General features: G+C 71.5%; 13 protein-coding genes. 3 read left to right on the top strand and 10 right to left on the bottom strand.

All coding sequences use genetic code 11. The annotated features are described in order from the left end of the window. Positions 1–45: 45 nt before the first annotated feature. Complete coding sequence (locus tag LPA41_RS23700) at positions 46–1,287, bottom strand: endonuclease/exonuclease/phosphatase family protein (RefSeq protein WP_229072957.1); 1,242 nt, start codon at positions 1,285–1,287, stop codon at positions 46–48. Positions 1,288–1,376: 89 nt separating this feature from the next. Next, positions 1,377–1,844 carry an Lrp/AsnC family transcriptional regulator gene (locus tag LPA41_RS23695; RefSeq protein ID WP_229072956.1) on the bottom strand — a complete coding sequence of 156 codons (468 nt, stop codon included), beginning with the start codon at positions 1,842–1,844 and terminating at the stop codon, positions 1,377–1,379. Between the two features lie 130 nt (positions 1,845–1,974). Here LPA41_RS23695 and ald point away from each other — a divergent pair, with 130 nt between their 5' ends. Further along, positions 1,975–3,102 carry an alanine dehydrogenase gene (ald, locus tag LPA41_RS23690; protein ID WP_229072955.1) on the top strand — a complete coding sequence of 376 codons (1,128 nt, stop codon included), beginning with the start codon at positions 1,975–1,977 and terminating at the stop codon, positions 3,100–3,102. 153 nt (positions 3,103–3,255) lie between these two features. On the opposite strand, the gene LPA41_RS23685 is transcribed toward ald, so the two are convergent. Beyond that, positions 3,256–3,441, bottom strand: coding sequence for a hypothetical protein (locus LPA41_RS23685; protein WP_229072954.1), 186 nt, complete (start codon positions 3,439–3,441; stop codon positions 3,256–3,258). Between the two features lie 381 nt (positions 3,442–3,822). Between LPA41_RS23685 and LPA41_RS23680 the strand changes: the two genes are divergently transcribed. Then, positions 3,823–4,518 carry a lytic polysaccharide monooxygenase gene (locus LPA41_RS23680; protein ID WP_229072953.1) on the top strand — a complete coding sequence of 232 codons (696 nt, stop codon included), beginning with the start codon at positions 3,823–3,825 and terminating at the stop codon, positions 4,516–4,518. 139 nt (positions 4,519–4,657) lie between these two features. On the opposite strand, the gene LPA41_RS23675 is transcribed toward LPA41_RS23680, so the two are convergent. From LPA41_RS23675 to LPA41_RS23645, 7 genes are all read right to left on the bottom strand, one after another. Continuing rightward, positions 4,658–5,473: a MetQ/NlpA family ABC transporter substrate-binding protein gene (locus tag LPA41_RS23675; RefSeq protein WP_229072952.1), complete on the bottom strand. Its 816-nt coding sequence runs from the start codon at positions 5,471–5,473 to the stop codon at positions 4,658–4,660. A gap of 16 nt (positions 5,474–5,489) precedes the next feature. Beyond that, entirely contained in the window at positions 5,490–6,146 is a 657-nt protein-coding gene (locus LPA41_RS23670) for a methionine ABC transporter permease (RefSeq protein ID WP_229072951.1), read from the bottom strand. After that, positions 6,143–7,114: a methionine ABC transporter ATP-binding protein gene (locus tag LPA41_RS23665; protein WP_229072950.1), complete on the bottom strand. Its 972-nt coding sequence runs from the start codon at positions 7,112–7,114 to the stop codon at positions 6,143–6,145. Before LPA41_RS23665 ends, LPA41_RS23670 begins: the two co-directional genes overlap by 4 nt. A 119-nt stretch (positions 7,115–7,233) precedes the next feature. Beyond that, a complete protein-coding gene (locus LPA41_RS23660) occupies positions 7,234–7,893 on the bottom strand; it encodes a response regulator transcription factor (RefSeq protein WP_229072949.1) in 660 nt (219 codons plus the stop codon). Next, positions 7,881–9,053: a histidine kinase gene (locus tag LPA41_RS23655; protein WP_229072948.1), complete on the bottom strand. Its 1,173-nt coding sequence runs from the start codon at positions 9,051–9,053 to the stop codon at positions 7,881–7,883. Before LPA41_RS23655 ends, LPA41_RS23660 begins: the two co-directional genes overlap by 13 nt. After that, positions 9,050–9,733, bottom strand: coding sequence for a hypothetical protein (locus LPA41_RS23650; RefSeq protein ID WP_229072947.1), 684 nt, complete (start codon positions 9,731–9,733; stop codon positions 9,050–9,052). Before LPA41_RS23650 ends, LPA41_RS23655 begins: the two co-directional genes overlap by 4 nt. Positions 9,734–9,805: 72 nt before the next feature. Continuing rightward, positions 9,806–11,008 (bottom strand): PucR family transcriptional regulator, encoded by a 1,203-nt coding sequence (locus LPA41_RS23645; protein ID WP_374238199.1) that lies wholly within the window; start codon positions 11,006–11,008, stop codon positions 9,806–9,808. Positions 11,009–11,121: 113 nt separating this feature from the next. Here LPA41_RS23645 and LPA41_RS23640 point away from each other — a divergent pair, with 113 nt between their 5' ends. Further along, positions 11,122–12,195: a ferredoxin reductase gene (locus LPA41_RS23640; RefSeq protein ID WP_229072945.1), complete on the top strand. Its 1,074-nt coding sequence runs from the start codon at positions 11,122–11,124 to the stop codon at positions 12,193–12,195. Positions 12,196–12,269 lie beyond the last annotated feature (74 nt).

The raw sequence follows: 12,269 nt of genomic DNA, 5'->3' as shown, positions 1-12,269 counted from the left end.
GCGCCACCGCCGGCTCGTCAGCGGCGGCGCGCCCCGGCCGGCTGATCAGCGGCGCAGCGACAGATCCGTCCAGACCAGACGGTGGTCGGAGGTCGGGAAACCGCCGACCGCCGCCCACTCCGCGCCGTAGACGCCGGTCAGCCGGGACAGCGGGTTCGACCGGACCGGCCAGAAGACGCCGCTGCCGACCACCTTCAGCCCGGCGCGCGGCAGCACGTAGTCGGCGCGCAGGTTGCCGGGCGCCGTGTCCGCGAAGTCCGCCGTGTCGAAGCGCGGGTCGCCCTCGTGCGCGGCGTTGGCGCCGCCCTGCAGCTCGGCCGCCTCGGCGCCACCGGCGGAGGCCGGTGCCACCCGGGAGTTGATCAGCGGGTGGGTGGTGAGCCGGCGGATCGCGGTGTCGTAGGAGTCGCCGTCGAACGGGTCGGCGTTCTGGTCACCGGCGATCACGAACGGCTGTCCCGCCCGGAGTCCACCACGCCGGCCACGGTCGTCGTAGATGTAGCCGGACGTGCGCGGCGACACGTAATCGGCCCAGAACCGGATCTCGTCGTGGTTGCGCCGCCCGTTGCGGTCCTCCGGGCCGTCGAAGGTCGGGGGCGTCGGGTGCGACACGAGGAAGTGGACGGTCCGGCCGCGTACCCGGATCGGCACGTCCCAGTGACTCTTCGACGACAGCCGCAGGACGGCCTGTTCCGCCGGGGAGTAGAAGTCGCCCGGGATCAGGTTGCCGGGCATGTCGGCCCACTTGAACCGCTGGAAGGTGCGCACCGACCGGAAGTCGATCGGGTGCTTGGAGTAGACGACCATCCCGTACTGGCCGGGGAAGACCCCGTACCCGAAGGAGTCGTCGCCGTAGCCGCCGTCACCGGGCGTGGTGTCCACGACGCCGTTGTTGTTCAGATCGAAACCGGACGGGATGCCGGTGTTGGAGGGCGCGACGTAGCGGTAGGGGTAGCGCTGCGCCGGTGCGCCGTTCTGCGACTTCGCGAGGAAGTTGTCGGCGAACAGCCGGGCCGCCTGCGGGTCGTAATCGAACTCGTTGATCAGCACGACGTCCGGGTGGGCGCGCTGGATCACCTCGGCCACGTTGCGCGCCTGCCGCCGGTAGACGTCGTCGACGTCCGGGTTCGCCAGGTGCTCCCGCAGCAGCCCTTGTTCCGGCCGGTTGAGCGACAGGTTGAACGTCGCGAATCGCACCTCGTCGTGCCGGCCGCCCGCCTGTGCCGGTGCCGCGAGCGCCGAGGAGATCACCGCCGCGCCGAGCGCAGCTGCCAGAAGTCGTCTCATCCCACCATCCGATCGCCGGAGCATGAAGACTCCATACCGGACGGCCGAACAACAGCGCAATGATGATCGACGATCGGCCTACCGGGGCCTCAGGTGCCGCGGCGGTGCTCGAAGATCAGGTAGGTCTCGGTGCCGGCGACCAGCCGCGTGCCGCTCAGCCGCTCGGTGATCACGGTGCGGAGGTCGTCGACGTCGGCGGCCGCCACGTGCAGCAGGAAGTCGTAGGAGCCGGACACGAAGTAGACGTCGCGGACGGCCGGGATCCCGGCGAGCGACTCGGCGAACTTGCCGATGCCGTCACGCGCGTCCGACCGGATCCGCACCGCGATCATCGCCTGGATGGGCCGGCCGATCCAGGCGGGGTCGACGTCGGCGTGGAAACCGCGGATCGCGCCGATCTCACGCAGCCGGCGCACGCGGGTCAGGCAGGTGGAGGGCGCGATGCCGACCTGCTCGGCGAGCGCGTTGTTCGGCATCCGGCCGTCGGCGCGCAGCAGGCTCAGCAGTTGAAGGTCGACCTCGTCGAGACCCCGAACATCCTTCGGCAGATCGATCATCGGGAGGGCTTGAACCGCAGAATGCGTACGCCGTGGGCCGTAAACAGAATTATGTTCGCCCGTATTGCCTGCCTGCTGCACATCGTTTCACCCTATCGCCACCAGACAACGAGGTCGAAGGGAACATCCCATGCGCATCGGCGTGCCGACAGAGATCAAGAACCACGAGTACCGGGTGGCCATCACCCCGGCCGGCGTGGTCGAGGCGGTGCGCCACGGTCACGACGTCCTGGTGCAGGCCGGCGCCGGGGCCGGCTCGGCGATCACCGACCGGGACTACGTGGCCGCCGGCGCGACGATCGCACCGGACGCCGACGCCGTCTGGGACGCCGCCGACATGATCCTCAAGGTGAAGGAGCCGATCGCGCCCGAGTACCACCGGCTGCGCGCCGGGCAGGTCCTCTTCACCTACCTGCACCTGGCGGCCGACGCGCCGGGAACCGCGGCGCTGCTCACGAGCGGGACGACCGCCATCGCGTACGAGACGGTGCAACTCCCCGACGGCTCCCTGCCCCTGCTGGCCCCGATGTCCGAGGTGGCCGGTCGGCTCGCCCCGCAGGTCGGCGCCTACAGCCTGATGCGCAACAGCGGCGGCCGCGGCGTGCTGCCCGGCGGCGTCCCCGGCGTCGCCCCGGCCAAGGTCACCGTGATCGGCGGCGGCGTCTCCGGCGTCAACGCGGCCACCATCGCGCTCGGTCTCGGCGCCGACGTGACGGTCCTCGACCTGAGCATCCCGCGGCTGCGCCAGATCGACGCCCGGTTCGGCGGGCGGGTGCGCACCCTGGTCTCCAGCTCCCTGGCGATCGAGCAGTCCGTCCTCGAGGCCGACCTGGTGATCGGCGCGGTCCTGGTGCCCGGCGCGAAGGCGCCCACCCTGGTCGGCAACGACCTGGTGAAGCGGATGAAGCCCGGCTCGGTGCTCGTCGACATCGCGATCGACCAGGGCGGCTGCTTCGAGGACTCCCGGCCCACCACCCATGAGGACCCGGTCTACCGGGTGCACGATTCGGTGTTCTACTGCGTCGCGAACATGCCCGGCGCGGTGCCGAACACGTCGACCTACGCCCTGACGAACGCCACCCTGCCGTACGTGCTGCGGCTCGCCGACCTGGGCTGGCGGGACGCCTTGCGGGCCGACCCGGCGCTGGCGATGGGCCTGAACGCTCACGACGGCACCCTGACCAACGCCTCGGTCGGCACCGCGCTCGGTCTGCCCACCGAGGCCGTCAGCACAGTCCTCGACCAGCCCACCGCGTAGCCCCCCGACCCGCCACCCCGCGCAACCGGCCCCCCGACCGGCACACGGCGCAGCCGGACCCCCGACCGGCACACCGCGTGGCCCGGCCCTCGAGCCGGCACCCTGCGCGGCCCGGCCCCGTTCCGTCGAGCTGCGGCGAGGTGCCGGTTGCGGTCAGCCCGAGATCGGGAGGACCGCCGCCTGCGCCTCGCTCATGGCGGCTGAGGGACGTCCGCCGAGTTTGCGGGTCTCCACCGAGCCGACGAAGTCGTCGGGACGGATCCGGGGCGGCAGGGCGGCGTACTTCGCCCTGCGCTGCTCGTCGACAGCGGCCTCGTCGGGCCGGCTCACCTCGGTCATGCGCTAAGTATGCGCCCGCCCGACCCCGCCGACGCCGCCTGCACCGCCCCTGACCCGGCAATGCTGTCGCCGGCTCCGCTGGCGCGCCTGCCGCGCCGCCCATGGCGAGATGTTGATCTGCTAGCGACGCGAAATCGCGGTCAAAACCCCATGATCACAGCGATTTCGCACCGCTAGCAGATCAACACCGCCACACGGCGCCCGCAGGCCCGGGCCGCGCGGGCCTCCACCCTCGATCGGCCCGCCCCGCCAAGCCGGCGGCGGGCCCCGACCGGTGCGGCATCCGCAAATTGACCTTGCGCCTGCGGGTTTTCTGTTAGGAAACCTTGCTTTATATTTCTGTCACACCCGTCAATTGATGCTCATCATTGGAGGAGTGACATGCGCAAACTGTTTGCCCTGTTCGCGGTGGCCATGCTCGGTGCCGCCGGATCGCTGCTGGCGGCATCCCCGGCGGCCGCGCACGGCTACGTCTCCTCGCCGCCCAGCCGCCAGGCGCTCTGCGCGCAGGGCAAGATGGCGTGCGGGCAGATCAAGTACGAGCCGCAGAGTGTCGAGGGCCCGAAGAACCTGCGGAGCTGCAACGCGAACGTGCCCCAGTTCGCCGAGCTCAACGACGACAGCCGGGGCTGGCCGGCCACCAACGTCGGCACCTCGCTGACCCTCACCTGGATCAACACGGCACGGCACGCGACGGCGAACTGGGAGTACTGGATCGGCGGCACCCGGGTCGCGTCGATCAGCGGGAACAACCAGCAGCCGCCGGCGACGCTGTCGCACACGGTGAACCTGAGCGGGTTCTCCGGGCGTCAGAAGCTGCTCGCGATCTGGAACATCTCGGACACGGCGAACGCGTTCTACTCGTGCATCGACATCAACATCGGCGGTAGCGGCGGTGGCCCGACCACGCCGCCGCCGACCGGCAACTGCGGCGGGGTCGGCGCGTGGGCGAGCGGAACCGTCTACGTCGGCGGCAACCTCGCCACCCACAACGGCCGCAAGTGGCGGGCACAGTGGTGGACCCAGGGCGAGACCCCCGGCGCCGCAAGCGTCTGGGTCGACCAAGGCGCCTGCTGACAGGTTCTGAGCGCAACCGCAGTCGCATCGCGCCGTCGATGACGAGAGCCCCGGAAACGACTAGCGAAGCGTGGTCGTTTCCGGGGCTCTCGTCATCGACTCAAAGGGCGCGATGCCGCCGAGCGACAGTAAAGGCCAGTTAGGAAGCCGCGAGTACGGAGCCCTGGTACTTGTCCTCGATGAACTTCTTCACCTCGGCGGAGTGCAGCAGCTTCTCCAGCTTGACGATCCGCTCGTCGGTCTCGCCGCCGGCGCGGACGACGACCAGGTTGGCGTACGGGTTGTCCTCGCCCGTCTCCAGCACCAGGGCGTCGGTCGACGGCTTGAGGCCGGTCTCGATGGCGTAGTTGCCGTTGATCACCGAGATCGCGGTGTCCTCGAGGCTGCGCGGCAGCTGCGCCGCTTCGAGGGCCTTGAACTGCAGGTTCTTCGGGTTGGCCGTGATGTCCTTCTCGGTGGCCTTGACGCCGACGCCGCCCTTCAGCGTGAGCAGGCCGTTCTTGGCGAGCAGGCTCAGGGCCCGGCCGGAGTTGGACGGGTCGTTCGGGATGCCGACGACGCCACCGGCGGGCACGTCGGCGATCGCCTTCACGGTCTTGGAGTAGACGCCGAGCGGCTCGATGTGCACCGGCTTGAGCGCGGTGAACTTGTAGCCCTTCGCGGCGACCTCCTCGTCCAGGTACGGGATGTGCTGGAAGTAGTTGGCGTCGATCTGCTTCTCGCTGAGGGCGACGTTCGGCTGGATGTAGTCGTTGAACTCGACGATCTCCAGCTTGAGGCTTTCGGCGGCGGCGAGGTTGTCGGCGACGTACTTCAGGATCTCGCCGTGCGGTACCGGGCTGACGCCCACCTTCAGGGTGTCGGACGACGAGGCGGCGGAGTCGTCGCCGGAACCGCACGCGGCCAGGCCGAGGAGGAGGGAACCGGCGGCGAGGAGAGCGGCCAAGCGGCGCATGGGGAACCTTTCTGAACTAACGGTGTGAGAGCCGGCGGACGAGGACGTCGCCCACCATCTGAACGAGCTGGACGAAGACCACCAGGGCCACCACGGTCGCGATCATGACTTCGGTCTCGAAGCGCTGGTAGCCGTACCGGATCGCGAGGTCGCCGAGGCCGCCGCCGCCGACCGTGCCGGCCATCGCGGAGTACCCGACGAGGGCGATCACGGTGATGGTCAGGCCGGCGATCAGGGCGGGCAGCGCCTCGCGGAGCAGCACCTTGCCGACGATCTGCCGGCGGGTGGCGCCCATCGCGACGGACGCGGCGACCACGTCGGCGGGGACCTCGCGCAGCGCGGCCTCGACGATCCGGGCGAAGAACGGGATGGCGCCGACGGTGAGCGGGACGATCGCCGCGTCGGTGCCGATCGTGGTGCCGACCACGGCCCGGGTGAACGGGATGATCGCGACCAGCAGGATGATGAACGGCAGTGAGCGGCCGACGTTGACGATCAGGCCGAGGACCGCGTTGACCGGCGGTGCCGCGAGCAGCCCGCCTTTGTCGGTGAGCACCAGCAGCACGCCGATCAGCAGGCCGCCGATCGCGGTGAGCAGCGTGGCGACGCCGACCATCCAGGCGGTCTCCTGCAGGCCGGTGCCGAGCAGTTCGAAGACTTCGGACCAGGTCACGATGCCACCTCCACCCGGGCGCCGGTCTTGCGCAGGAAGTCCGCGGCCTCACCGGAGTCGTCCGGCAGCGCGATCCGCCACCGGCCGGCCCGGGTGGCGGCCAGGGTTTCGACGTGACCGCCGAGGATGCGGACGTCCACGTCGAACCGCCGGGCCAGTTCGGCCAGCAGCGGCCGGTCCGCGTCCTCGCCGCTGACCGTGACGTCCAGGACGGTGGCGCCGGGCACCGACACCGGCGCGTCGATCGGGAACAGGTCGCGGGCCAGTTCGGAGTCGCCGCGCAGCAGGTCGGCGACCCGCCCGGACTCGACGAACCGGCCGTCGCGCATCACCGCGGCGGAGGTGCAGATCCGCTTCACCACGGTCATCTCGTGGGTGATCAGCAGAATGGTGAGGCCGAGCCGCCGGTTGAGGTCGAGCAGCAGCCGCAGGATCGACTCGGTCGTCTCCGGGTCGAGCGCGGAGGTCGCCTCGTCGGAGAGCAGGACCTTGGGGCGGGCGGCGAGCGCGCGGGCGATGCCCACCCGCTGCTTCTGGCCCCCGGAGAGCTGCGAGGGGTACGCGTCCGCGCGGTCACCCAGCCCGACGAGTTCGAGCAGTTCCGCCACCCGGGCCCGGCGCTCGCCGCGGGGCACTCCGGTGACCTCCAGCGCGAACGCGACGTTGCCGGCCACGGTTCGCGAGGACAGCAGCGCGAAGTGCTGGTGGATCATCCCGATGCCGTGCCGGGCGACCCGCAGCTGTTTGCGGCGCAGCCCGGTCAGCTCGACGCCGCCGACGGAGACGGTGCCGGCGTCCGGCCGTTCCAGCATGTTGACGCACCGCAGCAGCGTGCTCTTGCCGGCGCCGCTGCGCCCAAGGACGCCGTAGACCTCACCCTCCCCCACGGACAGGTCGACGTCGTCGACGGCAACCACACTGCGCTTGCGTGAGCGGTACGTCTTCCGCAGACCGCTTATTTCGATCACGTGAAACACCCTGGTCAGCCGATGTGACGAGCGTCGCAAAACCTACTCGCCCGATGGGCTTTGCGCCGTGGCCAACCGTAACGGGAGCAACGCGGAGAGGCCAATGGATGTAACGACGCTCACCCTCGGCGGGACTCGTGCACCAGGATCGCCACCTGAACCCGGTTCGCGCAGCCCAGTTTCTCCAGCAGCCGGGACACGTACGCCTTCACCGTCGGCACGCTCATGTGCAGCTCCCGGCCGATCTCCGCGTTCGAGGCCCCGGTCGCGACCGCCTCGGCGACCTCCCGCTCGCGCTCGGTCAGACCGCCCAGCGCGTCACCGGCCACCGTCCTGCGCGCGACGTCCCCGCCCTGCACCGCGTGCTCGATCAACCTCGGCACCACCGACGGCGCCAGGATCGACTCGCCGGCCGACGCCCGGCGTACCGCTTGCAGGATCTCGGTCGGCGCGATGTCCTTGAGCAGGAAGCCGTTCGCACCCAGCCGCAACGCGCCGAGCAGGTGCTCGTCGGTGTCGAACGTCGTCAGCACCACGATCGCCGGCCGCGGACCGTCCCGGCGCAGCTCCGCAGTGGCGGCCAAACCGTCCATCCGGGGCATCCGGATGTCCATCAGCACCACGTCCGGCTTCAGTCGCCGGGCCGCCTCGACCGCCTCCGCGCCGTCACCGGCCTCCCCCACCACCTGGAGGTCGGACCCGGCGCCGAGCACCAGCGAGAGGCCCACCCGGACCAGCGGGTCGTCGTCGGCGATGAGCACCCGGATCAGTTCGGCCACGGCAACCACGCTTCCAGATCGAAGAGGGCGCCCGCATCCGGGTCGGCCCGCACACCGTGCCGCAGCCGCCCGCCGATCAAGGCGACCCGCTCGGCCAGGCCGACCAGCCCGGCACCGGCGCCGGGGACCCCCGCCGACCCGGCGACCGGCAGGCGGTTCGAGACCAGCACATGCAGCTCACCGTCCGGGGTGCGTTCCAGAAGCAGGTGTACGGGCACCGCCGGCGCATGCTTGCCCGCGTTGGTGAGTCCCTCCTGCACCAGCCGGTAGACGGTCCGGCCCAGCGACGCCGAGACGGGCGTCCCGTTCAGATGGTCGGTCGCTTCGACCCGTACCCCCGCCGCCCGCGCCTCGGTGAGCAGGTCGTCCAGATGGCGCAGGTCAGGTTGTGGCCGCAGGCCGCCGTCGCCCTGGTCGGCGCGGAGCACACCGAGGATCTCGCGCAGATCCTCCAGGGCCTGGTGGGCGCTGTCCCGGATCGTCGACGCCGCCTTCGCCACCTCGCCGGCGCTCAGGTCGGGCCGGATGTGCAGGGCGCCCGCGTGCAGGCTGACCATCGAGATCCGGTGCGCGAGGGCGTCGTGCATCTCCCGGGCGATCCGTTCCCGTTCCAGCGCGCGCAGCCGATCGGCTCGCAGCCGGGCCTGTTCCTCGGCCTGCTCGGCGCGCTGCCGCAACGAGTCGATCAGGTCACGCCGGCTCCGCACCGCCACCCCGATCGCGATCGTCAGCGCCAGGAACATCGCCGTGATCACCAGTTCGCCGTAGAGCGGGAGGCTGGGATCGGGGCGGCGCACCGCGTACAGCACCACCGCGGGCAGGCTCAGCGCCGTCACCACGACGACCGCCCGGGTGCGCCGCTGGACGACGAGCGTGTGGAGGATGACCACTCCGGCGTACGCCGCCGTGTCGGTGATCGCGCCGATCGGTGTCAGGACGACCAGCACGGCGATCGGGTGGGTGCGGCGCCACCAGAGCGCGACGGAGCCGAGGATCCCGAGCAGCAGGACCCAGAACGTCTCGTCGCCGTGGATCCGGCCGGACGACTCGTTCGCACCGGCGAGGATCAACGCGCAGAAGCAGGAGAGCAGAACCGCGGCGGCGTCCAGCGCGCGGGCCCGCGTCTCGGCGAGACCGGCCGGGGCCGACGGTGCGGTCACTGCCGGACCAGCGGACGCCAGAACTGCTGGCCGCCCTCGTCGCGGACCGCGTACCCCAGCCGTTGCAGTGAATCGCGCAGCTCGCCCGCCTCCTTGCCGGCCTTCTTGCGCAGCGCCACCGCCCGCGCCGACAGCACCGCCTCCACCTCGATCGGCACCGTGCCGGTCTCCGGCGCCCACCGGTGGTACAGGCCGGCGAACGGGTCCGCGTCGTGCCACGGGTATCCGTGCTCGCGGAACGCCACCCGCAGCCGCTCACGGCTCGCCCCCGGCTCGCCGTGGAACATCTGCCGGGAGTCGTGGTCCAGCACGACGAGCGCGTCCCGTTCCGGGTAGAGCGCGCCGATCGCGTCCCGCGGGATGCTGCGCCGCTCATCGCCGGTCCGCAGCTCCACCTCGTCGCCGGCGACCGTGACCCGGGTGACCTGCCGCAGGATCACGGCGCTGGTCAGCAACCCGGCCGCGATCAGCAGGGCCGCCTGGACCCCGAGCTCCCACGCGACGTCGACCCGCGCGACGGCCTTGACGACGAACCCGAACGGCAGCGGTGTGCCCAGGTCGAGCAGCAGGCGCGCGGCCGGTGGCAGCAGCAGGGCCAGGGCGAGCCCGAGCGCGGCGGGACCGGCCGTGATCCAGGCCCGGTCGGTGCGGGAGAGCGTGAGGACGGTCGGTGCTGTCACGGTGTCGACGCTAAGCCCGGTGCCCGGCCGGGGGCAGCCGCCGGAAGTCGGTGACTTTGGTATATCGGCCCCTCATTGCTCGGGGACCGCCTGCTCGGGGACCGCCAGCGCGATCGTCAGGGCCAGCACCCATTCCGGTTCCTTCAGCCGGTCGCCGTAGAGCTCCCGCAGCCGCGCCATCCGGTACCGCACCGTCTGCGGGTGCACGAACAACTCGGCCGCCACATCCTCCCGCCGGCCCTGATGCAGCAGCCAGCTCCGCAACGTCTCGATCAGTTTCGCCGCGGCCGCCCCCCGCTCGTCGGCGAGCGGCGCCAGCGCATGGGCCCGCAGGTCGGCGAGCGCGCTAGGATCCGCGGTCACCACCACGGCGGCCAGGTGCTCCTCGGTGTCGACCACGCCACCGCCGGACGGCCGGCACAACTCGTGCACCCGGATCACCCGCTTCAGCGAACTCTGCGCCTCCAGCCACGGCCGGGGCGGGCCGACCGTGGCGCTGTGCCCGGTCAGCAGCCGGATCAGGTGCGGGCGCGAGGTGCCCTGCGGGTCCGGCACCAGCAGCACGGTCATCCCCGGCATCTCCGGCACCGCGTCGGTCAGGTGCAGCGTCCGCGGGTCCAGCAGCTCGATCACCCAGCGCGCCGCACGTTCCGGCAGCAGAATCGCGGTGAGCGTCTGCGGCGCCACCCACTCGGCCTGCTCGGCAGCGGCCTGCACGACGTGCGCCGGTTCCCCGGCGATCAGCATCTGGGCCAGCTCCTGCAGGTGCCGCTGCCGGATCCGCCCGGAGGCCGCCAGCTCGTCGGCGTGCCCGGCCACACTTGCCGCGGAGAGCTCGTCGATGTAGGCGAAGACCAGTTCGGCGAAGTCCGCGATGGTGGCGGCCGGCTGCCCGGCGCCGACACTGATCGCGGCCAGCTCACGCCAGGACACGCGAGCACCCACGCGGTAGGCCGCGAGCAGCGCGTCCAGGCTGCGGCCGGAGCGGGCTTCACCCCGGCCCAGCGCGTACGCCCCGTCCAGCGCCGCCTGCAACGGCGTCCCCGGATCCCCGCCCGGACGGGACACCAGGTTGAAGAAGGTGCCGAGGGCGGCCTGCACCGCCCGCTCGATCTTGTGCCCCAGTTCGCCGGCGAACGCCTCCGCGTACGCCGGGACCTCCATCGTGATCGCGGCGATGGTCTGCGTCGACACCTCGGGCAGCCCCTGCCGCAGCGGGGCGACGACCTCCTCGGGCAGACGATAGGACCGCACATCACGTAGCGGCTCTTTCACCCGAACTTCCCTCACTCTCGAACCGATTCTTGTCCCCGCCGAACAATTATGCGGCCTCGGATTCACTTCTCCTGGTCATGCTTTCGCCGACTTGAGGTAGCAGGCTTGGTGACGTGCCAGTAACACAGAACTTGCGCAACGGAGCATGGCGTGTCGTCGAGCTGCTCACCACCCCGGTGGTGCCGGCCGACTACCTCGACGTCATCGCCCCGCTGCGCAATCCCGAAGTCCTGCGCGCCCGGATCGAGTCCGTCCGTCCGGAGACGGCGAAAGCCGTCACCCTCGAACTGCGCCCCGGCCGGAACTGGCAGCCGCACCAGCCCGGGCAGTACGTGCGACTCGGCGTGGACGTCGACGGCACCCGCCTGTGGCGCGCCTACTCGGTGACGAGCGCCCCCGGCCGCGCCGACGGCCGCTTCACGGTGACCGTCAACGCGGTCGAGGACGGCGTGGTCAGCGCCTACCTGCACCGGCACGCCAAGCGCGGCATGCTCGTCAACCTGGACCTGCCGGCCGGCGAGTTCCTGCTGCCGGCGCGACGGCCGGCCAAGTCCCTGTTCGTGACCGCCGGCAGCGGCATCACCCCGGTGATGGGCATGCTGCGCAGCGCGGTGCACGAGTTGCCCGACGCGGTGGTGGTGCACTCCGCACGCACCCCCGAGGACGTCGTCTTCGGCCAGGAACTGCGCGCCCTCGCCGCGCAGGGCCGGATCCGCCTGATCGAGCGGCACACCCGCGCCGACGGCCGGATCAAGGCCGCCGACCTGGCCGACCTGGTGCCCGACCTGTTCGAGCGGGAGACCTGGGCCTGCGGGCCCGGCGACATGCTCGACGACCTGGCCGAGCACTGGGCCGACGCGGGCGCCGGGGAGCGCCTGCACGTCGAGCGGTTCCGCCCCACCGTCCTGGTGGCCGGCGACGGGGGCACGGTCACCTTCGAACGCTCCGGAACCGTCGCCGAGGCGCCGGCCGGTGTCTCGATCCTGGACGCCGGCGAGGCCGCCGGCCAGCTCATGCCGTCCGGCTGCCGGATGGGCATCTGCTTCAAGTGCGTGCTCCCGATGCGTGAGGGCATCGTCCGCGACATGCGCGACGGCTCCCTCACCACCGCGACCGAGCTCGACGAGCCCGTCCTGGTCCAGACGTGTATTTCGGCCTCCGCCGGGCCGTGCCGCCTGGACGCTTGACCCGCCGGCCCCCGCCGGGCCGCCGGGTCCGCCCGGTGCCCGTCCCGCCGGCCGCCGGGTCGCCTGATACTCCG

This window comes from Actinoplanes sp. DH11 (genome assembly GCF_020873875.1).
In the GTDB taxonomy this organism is placed as follows: domain Bacteria; phylum Actinomycetota; class Actinomycetes; order Mycobacteriales; family Micromonosporaceae; genus Actinoplanes.
Note: the sequence above shows the minus strand (reverse complement) of the source record. Positions and strands in the feature narration are given on the sequence as shown.